At 67.3% G+C, this 18,236-nt stretch carries 14 protein-coding genes; 7 read left to right on the plus strand and 7 right to left on the minus strand.

The features are described from left to right. Positions 1–41 precede the first annotated feature (41 nt). The 3 genes from C7R54_RS10525 to C7R54_RS10535 form a co-directional block, all read right to left on the minus strand. On the minus strand, positions 42–1,721 hold the full coding sequence (locus C7R54_RS10525) for a PepSY domain-containing protein (RefSeq protein WP_129150189.1): 1,680 nt from the start codon (positions 1,719–1,721) through the stop codon (positions 42–44). Positions 1,722–1,731: 10 nt separating this feature from the next. Next, positions 1,732–4,098, minus strand: coding sequence for a TonB-dependent receptor (locus C7R54_RS10530; RefSeq protein WP_129150191.1), 2,367 nt, complete (start codon positions 4,096–4,098; stop codon positions 1,732–1,734). Between the two features lie 292 nt (positions 4,099–4,390). Then, positions 4,391–4,753, minus strand: a complete 363-nt coding sequence (locus tag C7R54_RS10535) for a hypothetical protein (protein WP_129150193.1) — start codon at positions 4,751–4,753, stop codon at positions 4,391–4,393. Between the two features lie 234 nt (positions 4,754–4,987). On the opposite strand from C7R54_RS10535, the gene C7R54_RS10540 reads away from it, so the two are divergent. After that, the gene (locus C7R54_RS10540; RefSeq protein WP_129150194.1) at positions 4,988–6,784 is read left to right on the plus strand and encodes a thiamine pyrophosphate-requiring protein; all 1,797 of its coding nucleotides are present in this window, start codon (positions 4,988–4,990) and stop codon (positions 6,782–6,784) included. A gap of 60 nt (positions 6,785–6,844) precedes the next feature. Here C7R54_RS10540 and C7R54_RS10545 read toward each other — a convergent pair whose 3' ends face one another. The 4 genes from C7R54_RS10545 to C7R54_RS10560 all read right to left on the minus strand — a co-directional run bounded on the left by C7R54_RS10545 (position 6,845) and on the right by C7R54_RS10560 (position 10,801). Continuing rightward, positions 6,845–7,819 (minus strand): transketolase family protein, encoded by a 975-nt coding sequence (locus C7R54_RS10545; RefSeq protein ID WP_129150195.1) that lies wholly within the window; start codon positions 7,817–7,819, stop codon positions 6,845–6,847. Beyond that, positions 7,816–8,670, minus strand: a complete 855-nt coding sequence (locus tag C7R54_RS10550) for a transketolase (protein WP_129150197.1) — start codon at positions 8,668–8,670, stop codon at positions 7,816–7,818. Before C7R54_RS10550 ends, C7R54_RS10545 begins: the two co-directional genes overlap by 4 nt. Before the next feature lie 13 nt (positions 8,671–8,683). Next, positions 8,684–9,952 (minus strand): aminotransferase class III-fold pyridoxal phosphate-dependent enzyme, encoded by a 1,269-nt coding sequence (locus C7R54_RS10555; protein ID WP_129150199.1) that lies wholly within the window; start codon positions 9,950–9,952, stop codon positions 8,684–8,686. A gap of 105 nt (positions 9,953–10,057) precedes the next feature. After that, complete coding sequence (locus C7R54_RS10560; RefSeq protein ID WP_192903631.1) at positions 10,058–10,801, minus strand: GntR family transcriptional regulator; 744 nt, start codon at positions 10,799–10,801, stop codon at positions 10,058–10,060. 209 nt (positions 10,802–11,010) lie between these two features. Here C7R54_RS10560 and C7R54_RS10565 point away from each other — a divergent pair, with 209 nt between their 5' ends. The 6 genes from C7R54_RS10565 to C7R54_RS10590 are packed head-to-tail and all read left to right on the plus strand — an operon-like array spanning position 11,011 to position 18,153. Further along, complete coding sequence (locus C7R54_RS10565) at positions 11,011–12,558, plus strand: ABC transporter substrate-binding protein (protein ID WP_204524308.1); 1,548 nt, start codon at positions 11,011–11,013, stop codon at positions 12,556–12,558. Positions 12,559–12,571: 13 nt separating this feature from the next. Beyond that, positions 12,572–13,519, plus strand: coding sequence for an ABC transporter permease (locus tag C7R54_RS10570; RefSeq protein ID WP_129150203.1), 948 nt, complete (start codon positions 12,572–12,574; stop codon positions 13,517–13,519). Beyond that, positions 13,512–14,420 (plus strand): ABC transporter permease, encoded by a 909-nt coding sequence (locus tag C7R54_RS10575; RefSeq protein ID WP_129150205.1) that lies wholly within the window; start codon positions 13,512–13,514, stop codon positions 14,418–14,420. Before C7R54_RS10570 ends, C7R54_RS10575 begins: the two co-directional genes overlap by 8 nt. After that, on the plus strand, positions 14,421–15,419 hold the full coding sequence (locus C7R54_RS10580; protein WP_129150207.1) for an ABC transporter ATP-binding protein: 999 nt from the start codon (positions 14,421–14,423) through the stop codon (positions 15,417–15,419). A gap of 35 nt (positions 15,420–15,454) precedes the next feature. After that, positions 15,455–16,477, plus strand: a complete 1,023-nt coding sequence (locus tag C7R54_RS10585; RefSeq protein WP_240039465.1) for an ABC transporter ATP-binding protein — start codon at positions 15,455–15,457, stop codon at positions 16,475–16,477. A gap of 14 nt (positions 16,478–16,491) precedes the next feature. After that, the gene (locus C7R54_RS10590) at positions 16,492–18,153 is read left to right on the plus strand and encodes a N,N-dimethylformamidase beta subunit family domain-containing protein (RefSeq protein ID WP_129150211.1); all 1,662 of its coding nucleotides are present in this window, start codon (positions 16,492–16,494) and stop codon (positions 18,151–18,153) included. The last annotated feature ends 83 nt before the right edge of the window (positions 18,154–18,236 follow it).

Here is an 18,236-nt window from a genome sequence, read left to right on the forward strand (position 1 = left end):
TCGCTTTTCTATGCGCGCATAGGATTTTCCTTTATCCGTATTTACCCCGTGCGCGGCCGTTCCAATGCGCGCGGCCGTCCCACTTTCCGGCGCAAGCGCGCCAGGCCGATCACCACGCCCGTCAGGCTCAGGGCCAGTCCGCCAAGGCTCAGGACGATCAGTACGCCGGCGCGCCATCCGTCGTCCCGCAACATCGCAGGCAAATCCCAGCTATGCAGGAAGTTGAACAACCAACGGCCGCGACGCTGCGCGCGATCCGCGCTCAGCGCCATGTCGCCCGTGCGTGGGTCCAGGTAGACCCACGTGTCGGCGCCGTCAGCGTACGTCAGCCGCCAGGCCGGCAGTCGCCGTTCCAGTCCGCCGTTCATGGCTTCCGGCGCGCGGCCGTAGTAGTAATCGTCGTAGCGTTCCAGCCATCGCATGTCCATCAGGGCAGCGGTGTTCAGGCGGGCGGCGGCGGCGCGCAAGGTCGCTTGCGGCCAATGCGCCAGGATGCGCGGCGCGGCATTTCCGGTACCGGCATCAGCGCCGGCGGTGGCACTAGCAGTAGCACCCGCAGCAGCACCGGCGCCATCGGCGTCGCCCTTGTCTTCGCCGCCTGCGCCGCCCCCCACCATGTCCATCACCAGCCGGGTGCGATCGGCGCCGTCGCGCGCCAGCAGATAGGGCTGGCCGCCCAGCACCCGCCAGGCGATCTCGCGCGGCGCGAAGCCCGTCGCCTGCAAGGCCCGCAGCGCGTCGGCGGCCGCAACCGCGGGGCGAACCGTGCCGGGCAGGCCGCCGCGATAAGCCGCGACATCGGGCCGCTGGCCCTGCGCCGCGAATATGCCCAGCGGATTCATCGACATCAGGCCGCTGAATATCCAGGTGCACGTAATGGCCGCGAAGACCAGGCCGGTAATGTGATGCCAGCGCAGGTAGAAGTCGCGATACGGGGAACGCTTGCCCGATTTGTAGCGGCCACGGAAACGCCAGCGCCAGATGCCGGCCAGCGTCCCGGTCAATGCCACGATGGTGCCGCCCGCCGACAGTACGATGACGATCCAGCTCCATCCCGGATCGACGGGCCGGTCGCGCAGGAAATACAGCCAATGCAGCCAGGCGCCGACATAGTTCCAGGCGCGTTGCGACAGCGGGGCGTCCAGCACCACCTCGCCGGTGGCCGACGAGATGTAGAGCAGGGTGCGCGCGTCATCGTCCAACTGTACGCGCAGCAGCGGCCGGTGCGGGTTCAGCGCGCTGGAATGGGTCCAGCGGTCCTCGGTCACGGTGTCGACATAGCGGGCGGCGGCGTCGGGCGGGCCTTCCCTGGCCGGGGTTCCGGCGCTGGCGGCGGCCCAGGCCCGTGCCGCCGCCTCGGCCGCCGCGGGGCTGGCGCGTGGCAGCACCTGGCCGTTCGCGGCATCGATGACGGACAGCCGCCCCGCGCCGTCGCGCACGCGGTACGCCGGCCGTCCCGCCACCGAGGTCAGGACGATCTCGGTGGCGTTCGCCGGTTCGCCCACGCGCGCCAGCGCCTGCGCGACGGGTATCCGCACCTGGTCCGCGTCGAGTGCGGGCAGATGCGCCATGCGCTCCCACGGCGTCAGCTTGGGATAGCCGATGAACAGCATTACCACGCCGCTGACGAACCACAGCGCCATCAGCAGGCAGGCACCGATGCCCATCCAGCGGTGCACCAGGTACACCGCGCGTTTGAAGGACGACCAGGCGGTTCCCATGGAGGCTGTCCTAGAACTTGTAGTTCATGGTCAACTCCACGCGCCGGCCGTCGTCGTACAGCCATTGCGTGGCGTTGTAGTACGCCGTGGTGGCGTAGTGGCGGTCGAAGATGTTGAAGCCCCGCAGCGTGAAGGAGAGGTCGCGCCGCGCGTCCCACTTCAATGCCAGGTCGGTCGTGGTGTAGGCCCCCATCTCCAGCGTATTGGCGCGGTCGGCATAGCGCCGGCCAACATAGCGCAGGCCCGCGCTGGCCGTCCATTGCGGCAGGAAACGCCAGCTCAGCCAGACGTTGGCCAGCCGTTCGGGCACGTTGGCCGGCACGTTGCCGGCCCGCGATACCGCGACCCCGCCGACGGATTCGGTGAAGTCGTCGTAGCGTGCCCGCAGCACCGTGGCGTTGGCGTCCAGGCGCCAGTCGCGCGCAAGCGCCAGGCCGAGCGTGGCCTCGATGCCGCGCGACGATTGCTGGCCCACCTGCACGCTGGTGGACGGATCGAGGGTGTCGGCCGTGACCAGGTTCTTCTTCACGATGCGATAACCCGCGAGGGTGAAGTCGCCATTGCCGTCGAGAAAGGATTGCTTCAGGCCGATCTCGACCTGGCGGCCGGTGGCCATGCTGAAGCCGCTGTTCGAGGGCGACAGCATCAACAGGGCGCTGACCGGGTCCGCCGCTTCCGCGTACTGGCCGTAGACGGACAGGTCGGGCGTCAGGTCGTAGACCGTGCCCAGGCGCCAGCCGGTATGGGAATAGCGTTGATCGAAGGCCTGCTGGTCGAGCACCAGGTCGCGCCGTGACACATCGACGTGGTCGTAGCGCAGGCCGCCGACCACCGACCATTTGTCGGTCAGCGACAGCCGGTCTTCGCCGTACAGCGCGTACTGGGTCGCCTTGTTGCGATACTTCGGCACGGTGCCCGCGACATTGATGAAATCGCCATGGCCGAAGTCGTAGGGGTCGACATAGGTCGTGCCGGAATAGGGCGAATTATTGGTGTGCTTGAAGCTGCTGTGGCTGGCGTCGAAGCCGACGGAAACCTGGTTGGCCAGGCCCAGCACGTGTCCCTTGAACGTGGCGTCGGTCGTCGCGCCGAGTTCCGACTGGTCATGCAGGATCTCGGTGTAGGACGAACGCTGGATCAAACCGCTGGATGGCTGCCAGGTGTAGTACTCCGCGTCGCGCCAGTGGCGGTGGCTGTCCACCTGGTACAGGCGCGTGCGCACGGTGGTGTCCTCGTTGGGCGTCCATTGCGCCGAAAGCTCGGTCCAGCGGTCGTCGTACTTGATCATCGAGTCGCCGACGTTGTAGTTCTTCTTGCGGATCGAGTCGTCGAGATGGCCGTCGATCAAGGGCGTGCCGAAATAGCGCATGGGCTGTTGCCAGCCCTGGGCGTAGCTCAGCGTCATGCTGAACTCGGGGGACACGGTCAACTTCACGGCGCCGGAGATACTGAGATTTTTCGAATCGCCCATGTCCACCCAGTTTCCCGAATGGTTGCCGCTGATATCGAAACGATAGGACAGTTTGTCGTTGATGGCGCCCCCGCTGCCGAAGGCCAGGCGCTGCGTGTCCTCCGTGCCGACGGTGGCCTGGATCTCGTTCTCGATGGGGCCGTTGGAGGGCTTCTTGGGGATCACGTTGACCACGCCGCCGATCGCGCCTTCGCCGTAGATCACGGACGCGGGGCCGCGCAGCACCTCGATGCGGTCTATGGACCACGTATCGAAGGGAAAGGTGACGCCCAGGCCGCCGTATTGGCGCAGCCCGTCATAGAGCTGCATCACCGAAGTCGAATCGGTGAAGCCGCGCACCGACAGCCCGGATCCGCCGTTGCCGGGATGGGCGATATTGCTGAAGCCCGGCGCGCGCGTGATGGCATCGACCAGGCTGGCGTCGCCGCGTTGCTCCAGCTGGGCGCGGTTTATCGTGTCGACGCTGGCGGGCGTCTGGCGCGGCGTCAGGCCGAGGTTGGAGCCGGTCGTCGCGGGGACGTCCAGCGGCGCGTTGTCCTGCTGCGCGGTGACTGTTATCGGCGCCAGCGTGGTGGTCGGCGCATTGTCGCCGGCGGATAGTGGCGCGCTGCCCGTCCGCGCCGGAGTAGCCGGGGCCGCCGGGGCCGCCGGGGCCGCCGGGGCCGCCGGGGCCGTCGGGGCGGTCGAAGCCGCCGCCGTCGTGCCGGCGTCCGCGGCCCATGCGGCCGGCGCCGCCAGGGCAGGACCGAACACGGCCAGCAGGGACAGGGCCAGCCGCGACAGCGCCTGCCTGCCGTGCAAGCGCGGGGTGGCACGGCGGATGGGTACCCGGAGACGCCGGGCGCGGGAAGGATGGGTGACAGGCAGGGGCGACCGGTGAGCCGGCCGCAAGGAAGTACCGTTCATATGGGGAGCTGCCGTTGAAACGAACCGTGGGGAGGCCGCGCGCAAGGCGGCGGCCGTGGTCGATGCGGTCAGGCGGGGCGGCGTTGCGGGACGGGCGTGCCCGGGCTCAGGTGTGGCGGGGTGACTCCATGTCCGGGCTGGCGCGCGGCGCGTCGGCGTTGCGGGCAGAGCATGGCGGTACTCGACAATGAGCGGGGACGCCCCGGCACGCACGATCGCCGCGGGCGCGCAGGCGGATCAGGCCAGCGTGCCATCCGGACGACGGCATCGAACCATCGCGGGGCGGAGCGGTTCAGGCGGCGGGCGGCCCGCGTGGCCGGCCCGGTGAACTGGCGAGCAGGCCTTGCGCCGGCGGCGGCGCATCAACGGTGAAATCCGGCAGGCGCACCGGATCGGAGGGCAGGGCCCACGCCAACAGATAGAGCGTGGGCAGCAAGGCTGCGCCAGCCATGGCGCAGCCGCCGCTGCAGCAATGGGGCAGGGTGTTGCCATGCACGGCGGCGGCCTTGGATGCGGAGGCGCTGTCTCCCGCGTCCAGGGTAATCACGCGTGGGCCCGCGGCCGTGCAAATAATCGTCGTGGCGCCGCCGTCCTTGGACGACACCACCGTCCCGGCCAGGGCCGACGCCGACATGAGCGAATAAAAGGCGATCACGAACGCCGCGAATGTCGCGAACCAGGATGTGGCTCTGCTGCGGGTTCCGGAGCGCATGGCTTTGTTCGGTGGTTTCGTACGGCTTTGAGAAAAATCGCCTGGAAATTTGCAGCGGATGGTATCACGGGCGACCGCGCCGCGGCCAGGGGAAGCGGGGCGAGGCGAGGCAAGGAACGCCATTTGCGCCCTCCCGCCTGTTCTTGTCGAAACCAGCTCATCCATCGGGAGTTTCATATGGCCATCACTGTTGGCGATTTCCTGGTCGACCGCCTGTATGCCTGGGGCGTGCGCCGTATTTTTGGTTACCCAGGCGACGGCATCAATGGCGTGTTCGGCGCCTTGCGGCGGGCACGCGGCAAGATCGAGTTCGTGCAGGCGCGTCACGAGGAAATGGCTGCGTTCATGGCCAGCGCCCATGCAAAATTTACGGGTGAGCTGGGCGTGTGCATCGCCACGTCCGGACCGGGCGCGTCCCATTTGCTGACAGGGCTCTACGACGCCCGCATGGATCATGTGCCGGTCCTCGCCATTGCCGGGCAGCAGGCGCGCGCGTCCCTGGGCGGGCATTACCAGCAGGAACTGGACCTGGTCTCCATGTTCAAGGACGTCGCGGGGGCCTATATCCAGCAGGCGGTGTTGCCCGGCCAGGTGCGTCATCTGGTCGACCGCGCCGTCCGCACGGCGCTGGCGGAACGCAAGGTCACCGCGCTGGTGCTGCCCAATGACCTGCAGGAACTGGAGTACGAACCGCCGGGCCGCAAGCATGGGACGGTGCATTCCGGAATCGGGTACCAGCCGCCGCGGCTGCTTCCTTTCAAGGAAGACCTGGAGCGCGCGGCCGAGGTCCTGAATGCTGGAAAAAAGGTTGCGATCCTGGTCGGGGCGGGCGCCTTGTCGGCCACGGATGAGGTGCTTGCCGTGGCCGATCGCCTGGGCGCGGGCGTGGCCAAGGCGCTGCTGGGCAAGGCGGTGCTCCCCGATGACCAGCCCTGGGTCACCGGATCCATCGGTCTGCTGGGCACCAAGCCCAGCTTCGAGATGATGGAGGCCTGCGACACCCTGTTGATGATCGGATCCGGCTTTCCCTACTCGGAGTTCCTGCCCAAGGAAGGCGCCGCGCGCGGGGTGCAGATCGACATCAAGGCCGACATGCTCAGCTTGCGCTATCCCATGGAGGTCAACCTGGTGGGCGACAGCGCCCTGACCCTGCGCGAACTGCTGCCGCTGCTGGAGCAGAAGACCGACACGCGTTGGCGCGATGACATCGCCCATTGGACCGAACGCTGGTGGAAAACGTTGGAGAAGCGGGCCTTGGAGCCCGGGCGGGAAGGCGTGAATCCACAACGTGCCGTTTGGGAGCTGTCGCCGCGCACGCCCGCGGACGCCATCGTCACCAGCGATTCCGGATCCGTGGCCAACTGGTATGCGCGGGACTTGAAGGTGCAGCGCGGCATGATGTGCTCGCTGTCGGGCGGACTGGCGTCCATGGGCGCGGCGGTTCCTTATGCGATCGCCGCCAAGTTTGCCCATCCGCAACGGCCGGTCATCGCGCTGGTGGGCGACGGCGCCATGCAGATGAACAACATGGCTGAATTGATTACCGTCGCCAAGTATTGGGAACAGTGGGCCGACCCCCGATGGATATGCATGGTCCTGAATAACGGCGACTTGAACCAGGTGACGTGGGAGCAGCGCGTCCTGAACGGCGACCCCAAGTTCTCCGCGTCGCAGGACATTCCTTCCATTCCCTATCACGCGTTCGCGGAAATGATAGGCCTGAAGGGCATATACGTCGACAAGGACGACATGCTGGGCGCGGCGTGGGACAGCGCCTTGCACGCGGACCGTCCCGTGGTCATCGAAGTGAAGGCAGACCCCAGCGTGCCGCCGCTGCCGCCGCATATCACCATGACGCAGGCGCGCGCGTTCGGCAAGGCGCTGCTGCAGGGCGACCCGGACCAGGGCAACGTGATGATCGACACGGCGCGCCAGGTGCTCGGCAGCGTATTGCCGGGTGGGCACGGCGGATAGCGCTCCCGCGGGGCCGGGGCGGGGAAACCGCCGCCGCGGCCCACGCCCCGCCACGCAATCCTATTCGCCGCGTCCCAGCAAACCCTCGAACCTGCGGGTGATTCCTTCCGCATCCATCCCGAATTCCCGGAACAGATACGGCGTGGTGGCGCCGTAGCCGAAGGCATCGGGCACGCCCACGCGGGCAAAGCGCAGGGCGCAGCCCGCTTCGGCGATCTGTTCCGCCAGCGCGGAGCCCAGGCCGCCGACGATGGAATGGTTCTCCACGGTCAAGACGGTACCGGCCGCGCGCGCCAGCGCCAGCAGGTCGGCGCTGAGCGGCTTGAGCCGCGTCACCGCGACCACGCCGACGTGGATCCCCCGCGCGGCCAGCCGTTCGGCGGCGTCGTGCGCCTCGGGTACGCCAAGTCCAGATGCCAGTATCAATCCATCGGCGCCTTCCCGCAGCCGCGTGTAGCCGCGGCCGGCCGAGGGTGGCGCGACGGCGCCGGCGGCCTGCGGCTTGGCCCGCGCCAGGCGCAGGTAGACCGGCCCGTCGTGCGCCACGGCTTCGGCCACGGCGTCCTCGACCTGGCCCGGCGCCGGTTCCAGGATGCGCATATTGGGCAGGGCACGCATCATCGCGATATCGTCGATGGCCTGGTGGCTCACGCCCAGCAGGGTATCGAGCCCAGGGATGAATCCCACCACCTTGGCGTTCAGGCGCGGATAGGCGATCTGCATGGCCACCTGGTCGTAGGCCCGCCGCGTGGCGAAAACGCTGAAGGTGTGCACGAAGGGAATGCGGCCGCAGCGGGCCATGCCGCCCGCCATGCCCATCATGTTGGCCTCGGCGATGCCGACCTGGAAGAACTGGTCGGGCAGGGCGTCGCGCAGCAGGTCGGTCTCGGTCGGGCCGCTGAGGTCGGCCGTGAGGGCGACGATGCGCGGGTCGCGCCGGGCGGCGGCCAGCAGGGCCGACCCATAGGGCTTGGCCGCCACGCCCAGGGCGGAGCGGTCGGTAAAGTCATTGACGGTCAGCGTGGGCGAGTTCATGCGCGGACCTCCTGTGCGTCCAGTTCTTCCAGGGCCTTGGTCGCCGTCTCGGGCGGCAGGCGCAGGTTGTGGCCCAGTATTCCTTCGAGCGAGGGCGCGCCCTTGCCGACCAGGGTGCGGGCGATGATGCAATGCGGCTGCCCGGGCGTCGCGCGTACGCGGGCCAGCATCGCGAGGATGGCGTCCATATCGTTGCCGTCGATGTCCTCGACGCGCCAGCCGAAGGCGCGCCACTTGTCGGCCAAGGGCTCATGCGGCTGCACCTGGTCGATATGGCCCTCGACCTGCATGTCGTTTGCATCGATGACCAGGCAAAGGTTGTCCAGCCGCCAGTTGCCCGCGGCCATGGCCGCTTCCCAGACCTGGCCTTCCTGCAGTTCGCCATCGCCCAGCATGACGAAGACGCGGCTGTCGCTGCCCGTGCGCTTGAGCGTGGCGGCCATGCCGACGCCCACCGAGAGTCCCTGGCCCAGGGACCCGCACGTGGCCTCTATCATCGGGCCGAGCCGTTCGGAGGCGTTGATCTCCAGCGGGGAGCCGTCGTCGCAATAGCTGTCGAGCAGGGCCGGCGGGAAATAGCCGCGCGCCGCCAACGTCGCGTAGAAGATGGCGGTGTTGTGCGCGGTGGACAGGATGAAGCGGTCGCGTTCCGGCCAGTCGGGCGTCTGCGGGCGCTGGCGAAGTTCGGCGAAGTACAGGGCCGCGAACAGGTCCGCGGCGCCCAGGCCTTGCTGTACGTAGCCCTGGCCGGTGCGCGCCACCATGCGCACGACCTGCTTGCGCAGGGCGAGCGCGATGGCGCGCAGTTCACCGACGGCGCGCGTGGGTTCGAAACGAAGTTCGGTATGCATGGGACGGGTTTCCTCACAGATGCGCCGCGAGGCGGGCGCAGGCGTGGTCGGTGACTTGCAATGCGAGATCGATGTCCTGGACCGTGTGCGCAAGACTCAGGAACATGTTGTGCTTGTGGTGCAGATATACGCCGTGCTTGATGGCCTCGGCGGCGAAATACGCGCCCTTGGCGTAATCCGGGTCGTCCTCGAACAGTACCGAAGGCAGTTGCGCGGGGCCGCTCTGCCGGATGGCCAGGCCGTGGCGTTGCGCCTGCCGGGCCAGGCCGTCGCGCAAACGCTGTCCCACTTGTTCGAAGTGCCGGACGGCATGGTTGTTTTCCAGGACGTCCAGGGTGGCCAGCGCGGCGGCCATGGCGACGCCGCCCATCCAGAACGAACCCGTGACGTAGACTTCCTGCGCGGCCTGGCGGAAGGCCTCGTTGCCGGTGACGGCCGCCAGGGCGTAGCCGTTCGCGATGGCCTTGCTCCAGGCCGACAGGTCGGGGCGCACGCCCAGGGCCTCCCAGCTGCCTTGCATGGAAAGGCGAAAGCCGGCGCGCACCTCGTCAAGGATCAGGGCCGCCCCTTTGCGATCGCACAAGGCACGTGCCGTCCGCGCGAACGCGGCGGTGGGCAGTTCCTGCGGCTGTCCCATATCGTGGCGGAAGGCGGAAACAAGGATGGCGGCCAAGTCGTCGCCGGCCTCGCGCACGGCCGCTTCCAGGCTCTCGACATCGTTGTAGCGGAAGTAGATGAGGTGGGCGCGGTCTTCCACCGTGACGCCCGCCAGCGATGGCGAGCACCAGGGCACGGCGCCGTGGTAGGCGCCCTTGGCCAGTACGATCTTGCGTTTGCGGGTGCCCGCGCGCGCCATGGTCACCGCCGTGGTGGTCGCGTCCGTGCCGTTTTTCTGGAAGACGGCCCAGTCGGCGTGTGGCAAGAGCCCCACCAGCCGTTCGGCAAGCTCCACCAGCCGCGCGCTGGGGCCGTTCATGCAATCGCCCAGCGCCGCCTGGCGCCGCGCCGCCTCTTCGACAGCGGGGTGCTGGTGGCCGACGATGATGGGTCCCCAACTGCACATGAAATCCAGGTATTCGCGCCCGTCGACGTCCCACAAGCGGCAGCCTTGGGCGCGCTCGTAGAACTGCGGATAGCCCGGCGGCAGCAGCTTGGCGTTCAGGTGGCCATACATGCCGCCGGGAATGACGCGGGCCGCGCGCCGGCGCAACGCTGCCTCGTCGAGAACACCACTACTGCCAGGATCCGCTGCCGGTAAAAAGGCGGGTGTAAGGGCGGTCATATTCCTTCCTGTCTGTGCGCTGCGGTTGTTTATGCGAACACGATACATGATATATGATGTTCTCGTAAACGGGAAAGCACCGGGTAGAAACCCGCCCCGCGATCCTTACTTGCGCGCGGTCTTGCGCGGCGCGCGCCTGACTGATTTGGTCGAGGATTTCTTGACGGGCTCGACGTCCTTGCCGTCGATGCTGGCCAGGTAGTTGATGAACTGCTCGCCGCCCTCGATCAGGTCCTGCTCGACCGCGGTCTTCAGCGCCTGCGGGTTGCCGGCCTTGATCGCCGCGATGATCTGCTGGTGCTGGTGGTCGCCGTGGTAGGTCGGATGGCCGTGCGGATAGAGGTAGTTCAGCAGCGGCCCCGCCTGTATCCACAGGCGTTCGAGGATGTCCGTCAACTGGCCCATGCCGGAACGGCGATAGAGGAGGAAGTGGAAATCGAAATTCGACTGCACCGCCTGCGGATAGTCCTTTTCCTGTTCGGCGCGGACCAGCGTGGCGTGGGTGCGTTCGAGGTCGGCGATGAAATCGGCGTCGACGTGGGGCAGGGCCTCGACGGCGGCCATGGGTTCGAGCAGCAGGCGCAGGCGCCGGATCTCCATGTATTCGGCCAGCGACAGGCGGCGGGTGAGGAAGTAATAGCCCGCCTTCATCTCGATGGCGCCGTCGTTGGCCAGCAGCAGGATGGCCTCGCGCACGGGCGTTTCGCTGACTTCCAGGTCGGCGGCGAGCTCCTTGATCTTCAGGCGTTCGCCGGGCTGGAAGCGGCCGGACATGAGGCGGTCGCGCAGGGTGTGGTAGACCTGGCCGGTCAGGCTCGTGCGGGTGACGGACGGTTGCTCGATTGCCATGGTGTCTGGAAGGTGGGACGTGGTCGTATTGTAGGGAGGATGGACGCAGCCGCCGGGCGACCGCCGCGATGCGTCGCCGCGCGCGGATCGTGTCCGCGCCGGGCTGGCCGCTTCCCCTAGTAGAACTACTGATATCGGGATAGGTTGTAAAAACACCATATATTATATATCGTGTTCAGCATTCGTCCTGAACCGCAAGGGGTCCAAGCATGGTTTTCAAACGCACACTGATGGTCGCGGCGCTGCTCGGCGCGATGTCCCTGGCTACGGCGGCCCCCGCGGCGGAGGATGCGCCGAAGAAAGGCGGAACGCTGGTCTATGCCGACCTCTCGGGCCCCAACACCCTGGATCCGCAGGTCGCCGCCAGCATGGTGGACCTGGAAGTCGTCCATCACCTGTATGAAGGCCTGGTGGCCATGGATGCCAAGTACAACGCCAAGCCCATGCTGGCGCGCGAGGCCAAGGCCAGCGACGACAACAAGACCTATACCTTCATCCTGCGCAAGGGCGTCAAGTTCCACAACGGCAAGGTCATGACATCGGCCGACGTCAAGGCAACGTTCGAACGCTATGCGCGCGTCAGTCCCAACAAGTCCGTGCTGGACGACGTGGCGGGCTATGAGACGCCGGATGCGGACACCTTCGTCATCCACCTCAAGCATCCCAATACGGTCTTCCTGGACGTGCTGAAGACGCCGGTCTACCCCTTCGTCATCCTGCCGGCCGAGGAAAAGGACAAGCCCGCGCGCGGTGTCGACGTCATCGGCACCGGCCCGTTCAAGCTGGGGCAGTGGGTCAAGGACAGCTACCTGACCTTGCAGCGCTTCGACGGCTACACGCCCGACGACAGCGCCAGCGGACCGGACGGCCTGGCCGGCAAGCGTACGGCCTATGTGGACACGGTGCGCTTCAATTTCGTGCCGGAGGCCAATGCCCGCGTCGCCGCCATGCAGACGGGCGAGGCGGTGTTCACCGCGGCCATTCCGCCCGAGCTGCTCGCGCGCCTGAAGTCGATGAAGCACCTGGAGTCGTTCACGACGTATCCCGCCTGCCAGCAGTACTTCATCGTCAATACCCAGCAGCCGCCCACCGACAAGACCGAAGTGCGGCAGGCCATACGCACGGCGGTGCACGTGGACGACATCATGAAAGTGATAGGCGCGTCGCGCAAGAATCACTCGATGGTGTATCCGGACGGCCCTTACTACGGGGGCGAGGTCACCGACGGCCGCTACAACCAGAACGATCCGAAGAAGGCTGCGGAACTGCTCAAGCAGGCGGGCTACCAGAACGAGCCCATCGTGCTGCAGACCAACAACAACTACGACTACATGCGCGACGCCTTGCTGGTGCTGTCGGAACAGTTGAAGAAGGGCGGCATGAACGCCAAGATGGACATCACCGACTGGACCACCAACGCCTCCAACATGCAGTCCGGCAAGGGCAACTGGAATGTGTCGACCACCACGTTCTGCGCCAATCCGCTGCTGGGCCCGCAACAGTGGCAGGCCATGATCTACAACTTCCCGCACGTCAAGAACGACAAGGTGCTGGACGACGCCTACGATGCGTTCTACAAGACGCCCGACCTGGCCGGCCGCAAGGCCGCGTGGCTGACCATCGAGCAGCGTGTGCTCGACCAGGCCTACATGATCAAGGTGGCCGACCGCGGCAATGTCCAGGTGATCAATACCCGCAAGGCGGGCGGCTTCGAGCCGTACTACCTGAATCATTTCTGGAACGTCTGGCTCAAGTAAGGATAAGCGGCCCATGTCCCGTATCGTGTCCGCGCGGATCGCCCAGGCGCTGCCTGTGATGTTGATCGTGGCGATCCTCACCTTCTTCCTGATGCACATGCTGCCCGGCGACCCGGCGGTCATCATCGCCGGCGACCAGGCCGGGCCGGAGGCCGTGGCGGCGATCCGCCACAGCCTGGGCCTGGACCGGCCCCTGCCGGAACAGCTCTGGCTGTGGCTGACGCACCTGGCGCACGGCAATTTCGGCGATTCGCTGGTGCTCAACCAGCCGGTGTTGCAGGCGGTCACCGAGCGCCTGCCGGTGACCCTGTCGCTGGCGGCCGTGGCCTTCGTCATCACCGTGCCCGTGGGCGTGGGCCTGGGCATCGTGGCGGCATTCTGGCGCAACTCGTGGATCGATTCCGCCGTGATGGGCTTCGCCCTGCTGGGCGTGTCGGTGCCCAGTTTCTGGGTCGGCACCATCTCGGTGATTCTTTTCAGCGTCAACCTGGGGTGGCTGCCGACGGCGGGCTATGTGCCGATCGCCGAAGGCGGGGTGGGGGAGTGGTTCGCCTCGCTGATCCAGCCGGCGGTGGTGCTGGCCTTGTTCCAGATCGGCTTCCTGGCGCGCATGACAAGGTCCGAAATGCTGGAAATCCTCGACCAGGATTTCGTACGCACGGCCCGCGCCAAGGGCGTATCGGAGTTCGCCACGGTGGGCAAGCACGCTTTCCGCAATACGCTGGTGTCGGTGGTGACGGTGGGCGGCTACATCCTGAGCCTGCTTATCGGCGGATCGGTGGTGGTCGAGCAGGTGTTCGCGCTGCCCGGCGTGGGACGGCTGCTGGTGCAGGCCATCATGTCGCGCGACTACCCGACGGTGCAGGGCACGATGCTGCTGCTGGGCTTCGCTTTCGTATTGATCAACGTGTTGATCGACGTGCTCTATACCTATCTGGACCCACGGGTGCGCTATGACTGACATCGCAACGGACCTCGCCATCGACAAGGCCGCGGCCCAGGGCGATATCGCGCCCCCGCAGCCGCGTACGCTGGTGCTCAAGCGGCTGTGGCGGCATCGCTCCTTCCGTATCGGCGCGATCGTCCTGCTGCTGATCGTCGGCACCGCGCTGCTGGCGCCCTGGATCAGCTCGGGCGACCCGCTGACCATGCAGATGGTGAATCGCTTCCATGCGCCATCCGGCGAGTTCCCCTTCGGCGCCGACCAGTATGGACGCGACGTCTATACGCGGGTGCTGTACGGCGCGCGGCTGTCGCTGTGGATCGGGTTCAGCGTGGCCATCCTGTCGGCCATCGGCGGCGCGGTGGTGGGCATGGCGGCCGGCTATTTCTCGCGCCTCGATTCCATCCTGATGCGCTTCATGGACGCCTTGCTGGCGTTCCCCGCCATCCTGCTGGCCATCGGCATCAATGCGGTGCTGGGACCGCAGGTGCACAGCGTCATCGTCGCTCTGTCCTGTGCGTACGTGCCGCGTACCGCCCGCATCGTGCGCGCGTCGGTCCTGGTCATCCGGCGGCTGGACTACGTCGACGCGGCGCGCATCAGCGGCGCCGGCGCCTGGCGCATCCTGACGCGGCACATCCTGCCCAATACGCTGGCGCCCTTGCTGGTGTCGCTGACCTTCGTGTTCGCCTACGCCATCCTGGCGGAGGCCACGCTCAGCTACCTGGGCATCGGCCCACCGCCGCCCACGCCCAGCTGGGGCAACATTATTTCCGAAGGCCGCGACTACGCGGTGGAGTCGTGGTGGATCATGCTCTTTCCCGGCCTGGCCATCAGCCTGTCGGCGCTGGCCATCAACCTCCTGGGCGATGGGTTGCGCGACGTCCTGGACCCGCGCTTGAAAGTGGAGGGCAACTGAATGGCCCTGTTGGAAGTCGAGAACCTGAACGTGGAGTTCCGCGGCGACGGCGGCTGGACCCGCGCCGTCAGCGATGTGGGTTTTTCCCTGGACGAGAATGCGTCGCTGGGCATCGTGGGCGAATCGGGCAGCGGCAAGAGCGTGTGCGCGCTGTCCATCCTGCGGCTGCATCACCGGCGCATGTCGCGCATGCCGGGGTCGCGCATCCGCTATGACGGCCGCGACCTGTTGACGCTGTCCAACCGCGAACTGCGCCAGGTGCGCGGCGCGGATATCGCGATGATCTTCCAGGATCCCATGACATCGCTGAATCCGGTGCTGACCATCGCCGACCAGATCGGCGAGACGCTGCGCATCCACCAGGGCCTGGATCGCGCGGCGGCGCGCCGCCGAGCCGTGGAGTTGCTGGACATGGTGCGCATTCCGGACGCGGCGCGGCGGGTGGATGAGTATCCGCATCGCCTGTCGGGCGGCATGCGCCAGCGGGTGATGATCGCCATGGCCATCGCCTGCCGTCCGCGCCTGCTGATCGCCGACGAGCCGACCACGGCGCTGGACGTGACCATCCAGGCGCAGATCATGCAGCTGCTGCGCGAGTTGCAGGCAGAGATCGGCATGTCCGTCATCCTGATTTCCCACGACCTGGGCCTGGTCGCCGAATTCGTGCAGCGCGTCGTGGTGATGTACGCCGGGCATGTGGTGGAGGAGGCCGACGCCGCCGATATCTTCACGCGGCCGCTGCATCCCTATACCGAAGGCCTGTTGCGCGCGATTCCCAAGCTGGACCACGACGCCCGCCGCTTGCCCGCGATACCGGGCAACATCCCGGCGGCGGGCAACTGGCCGCAAGGCTGTCGCTTCAGTCCCCGCTGCGCGCTCGCGGAACCCGCCTGCCGGGCCGCGCCGGTGCCCCTGGATGCGCTGGCCACCGGCCGGCGCCTGCGCTGCCCGCCGCGGCGCGCCATCGCGCGGGACGGCATGCCGGAGGCTGTCGTATGAGCGCGCTCGGCCTATCGAAGCCCCCGGAAGGAGGCGTGCAAGGACAGTTTGGCGCCCCGGCCAATCAACCACCCATCGTACAGGTGGACGGCCTGACGCGCGAGTTCAGGCTGGGGAGTAGCGCCGGCCATGCCGTCCTGCGCGCCGTCGACAACGTCAGTTTCCGGATCGGCCTGGGCGAGACCCTGGGCCTGGTCGGCGAATCCGGCTCCGGCAAGTCCACCATAGGTCGCATGATGATAGGCCTGTTGCCGCCATCGAGCGGCGACATCCGCCTGTTCGGCAAATCGATCGCGGGCAAGCCCGGACAGGCCAACCTGAAAGCCGTGCGCCATCGCCTGCAGTTCGTCTTCCAGGATCCATATTCGTCCTTGAATCCTCGCATGCGCGTAGGCGACGCCGTGGCCGAGCCCATCGACATTGCCGGCAAGCTGGACGGCAAGGCGCGCGCGCAACGCGTGGCCGAACTCTTCGAAATGGTGGGCCTGCCGCCGTCCTTCGCCGGCCGCTTTCCGCATGAATTCTCCGGCGGCCAGCGCCAGCGTATCGTCATCGCGCGCGCCCTGGCGCTGAACCCCGACTTCGTCGTCTGCGACGAGGCCGTGGCGTCGCTGGACGTGTCCATGCAGGCGCAGATCGTCAATCTGTTGATGGACCTGCAGGACAAGCTGGGCCTGAGCTACCTGTTCATCGCGCACGACCTGGCGGTGGTGCGGGCGATCTCGCAGCGGGTGGCGGTGCTGTACGCGGGCGAGGTGGTGGAGATCGGCGAAAAGCGCCGGCTCTATGCCTGGCCGCGCCATCCCTACACGCAGGCGCTGCTCAAGGCGGTGCCGCGCCCCGAGGTCGGCCGGCCGCGCCAGCCTCCCATCAAGGGCGAGCTGCTGAGCGTGCTGGACAAGCCCACGGGTTGCAGCCTGGCGCCGCGCTGCCCGCACGCCGTCGAACGCTGCCGCGCGGAAAAACCGCGACTGCGCGAAGTCGAGGCGGGCTGGCAGGTCGCTTGCCACTTCCATGAAACCATCAGCCCGGCTGCGCCGGGCATCACGTCCCTTTAAAAGGAATCCGTCTCATGTCTCGCGCTCGTCCCGAGTTCGGTGCCTTCAACCAGCGTCCCCGTCCCACCAGCGTCATGCATCCGGACCAGGGATGGCATGTCTCGCACTGGTACGAGGCGCCGCGCGAGGATCCCGCGCTGCCCGAAGTCTACGTGTACACGAACGCGATGTCGTACGCGCCGGGCGAGACGGTGGTCTTCCACGGCTCCAGCACGGCGCCGCGCTTCAGCCTGGAAATCTGGCGCGACGGCGTCACGCCGGACTGCGTGCACGCGCGCGACGATGTGCCGGGCGAGTTCGTCGCCATGCCGCCGACCGCGTATCGCGATGGCTGCGGCTGGCCGGAAGTGCATCGGTGGACGGTGCCGACGGATGCGGCCAGCGGTTTCTATCGCATTGCGGCGTGGTGCGAGCGGGCCGACGGGTCCCGTTTCCTGCAGCATCACTTCTTCGTCGTGCGCCCCGCGGCGGGCCAGCCCAGGCAGCCGGGCCGTTTCCTGTTCCTGTTGTCGACGTCGACGTGGACCGCCTATAACGATTGGGGAGGCGCCAATTCGTATGACGGCATCGACGGTCCGAACGGCAAGCAGTTCTCGCCGACCCTGAGCATCCTGCGCCCCTGGACGCGCGGGCTGGTGTGGCTGCCGCCCGGCGCGCCTCGCCTGTGCGATCCGCTGCCGCGCGGCGCGGGCGAGGCGCCCCGGTATCCGACCAAGGAATGGGCCTACACCAATGGCTATGCCCAGTACTACGCGTCGTCGGGCTGGGCGCAGTTCGAACGCCATTTCGCGGTATGGGCTGAACGCGAGGGCTACGCCTTCGATACCATCACGCAGACCGACCTGCATTACCGCCCAGAACTGCTCGATGCCTACAGCGCCGTGGTGATCGCCGGCCATGACGAATACTGGACCCGCCAGATGCGCGAGGCCATCGACCGCTATGTGGACGGCGGCGGCCGCGTGGCGCGTTTCGCCGGCAACTTCATGTGGCAGATCCGGTTGGAGGAGGAGGGCGCGCGCCAGGTCTGCTACAAGGCGCGGGCCGACACGGAAGACCCGGTCGCCGGGGGCCCCGATAAGACCTACCTGACGGGGGCCTGGGAGCAGCAGTCCGTGAACTGGCCCGGCGCGACCACGTTCGGCGTCAATGGCTGGCGCGGCACCTATTCGTCCTGGGGCGGTTTCGCGCCGCGCGCGAGTCGCGGGTTCACGGTGTACCGGCCGCGCCATTGGGCCTTCGCCGGCCTGGACATGCACTACGGCGACGTGCTTGGCGCGGAGGCCGGCATCTTCGCCTACGAAGTGGATGGCGTGGAGTACACGTTCCGCCATGGCCTGCCGTATCCGACCCACGAGGATGGGGTGCCCATGAATACGGAGATCCTGGCGTTGTCGCCGGCCGTGCACGACGAGGAAATGCACGATGGCGAGGGCTTCCGGTACTACATCAAGGCCGACGGGGCGGCGCGCCGCACCAGGGCCTTGTGCGGCGACGACAGCCCGGAGGCGATCGAGCGCTACAAGTACGGCTGCGGGGTCATCGTCTCGTTTACCCGTGGCAAGGGCGAGGTTTTCACCGCCGGCAGCTGCGAGTGGGTCATGGGATTGACCAGGAACTGTCCCTATACGCAGGGGGTCACGCGCAACGTGCTGAATCGCTTCCTGGCGGAGTAGTCGGAGGTAGCGCGAAGTAGTATGGAGCAGTGGCCCGCCATGGAGCAGTGACCCGCCGGGCCGCCAGGAGGCACAGGGGGCGC

The organism is Achromobacter aloeverae, assembly GCF_004121055.1.
Lineage (GTDB): Bacteria > Pseudomonadota > Gammaproteobacteria > Burkholderiales > Burkholderiaceae_B > Bordetella_C > Bordetella_C aloeverae.

Coding starts and splice junctions, on each gene's coding strand:
- C7R54_RS10525 (WP_129150189.1), bottom strand. CDS start 1,721: ATGGGAACCGCCTGGTCGTCCTTCAAACGCGCGGTGTACCTGGTGCAC.
- C7R54_RS10530 (WP_129150191.1), bottom strand. CDS start 4,098: ATGAACGGTACTTCCTTGCGGCCGGCTCACCGGTCGCCCCTGCCTGTC.
- C7R54_RS10540 (WP_129150194.1), top strand. CDS start 4,988: ATGGCCATCACTGTTGGCGATTTCCTGGTCGACCGCCTGTATGCCTGG.
- C7R54_RS10545 (WP_129150195.1), bottom strand. CDS start 7,819: ATGAACTCGCCCACGCTGACCGTCAATGACTTTACCGACCGCTCCGCC.
- C7R54_RS10550 (WP_129150197.1), bottom strand. CDS start 8,670: ATGCATACCGAACTTCGTTTCGAACCCACGCGCGCCGTCGGTGAACTG.
- C7R54_RS10555 (WP_129150199.1), bottom strand. CDS start 9,952: ATGACCGCCCTTACACCCGCCTTTTTACCGGCAGCGGATCCTGGCAGT.
- C7R54_RS10560 (WP_192903631.1), bottom strand. CDS start 10,801: ATGGCAATCGAGCAACCGTCCGTCACCCGCACGAGCCTGACCGGCCAG.
- C7R54_RS10565 (WP_204524308.1), top strand. CDS start 11,011: ATGGTTTTCAAACGCACACTGATGGTCGCGGCGCTGCTCGGCGCGATG.
- C7R54_RS10570 (WP_129150203.1), top strand. CDS start 12,572: ATGTCCCGTATCGTGTCCGCGCGGATCGCCCAGGCGCTGCCTGTGATG.
- C7R54_RS10575 (WP_129150205.1), top strand. CDS start 13,512: ATGACTGACATCGCAACGGACCTCGCCATCGACAAGGCCGCGGCCCAG.
- C7R54_RS10580 (WP_129150207.1), top strand. CDS start 14,421: ATGGCCCTGTTGGAAGTCGAGAACCTGAACGTGGAGTTCCGCGGCGAC.
- C7R54_RS10590 (WP_129150211.1), top strand. CDS start 16,492: ATGTCTCGCGCTCGTCCCGAGTTCGGTGCCTTCAACCAGCGTCCCCGT.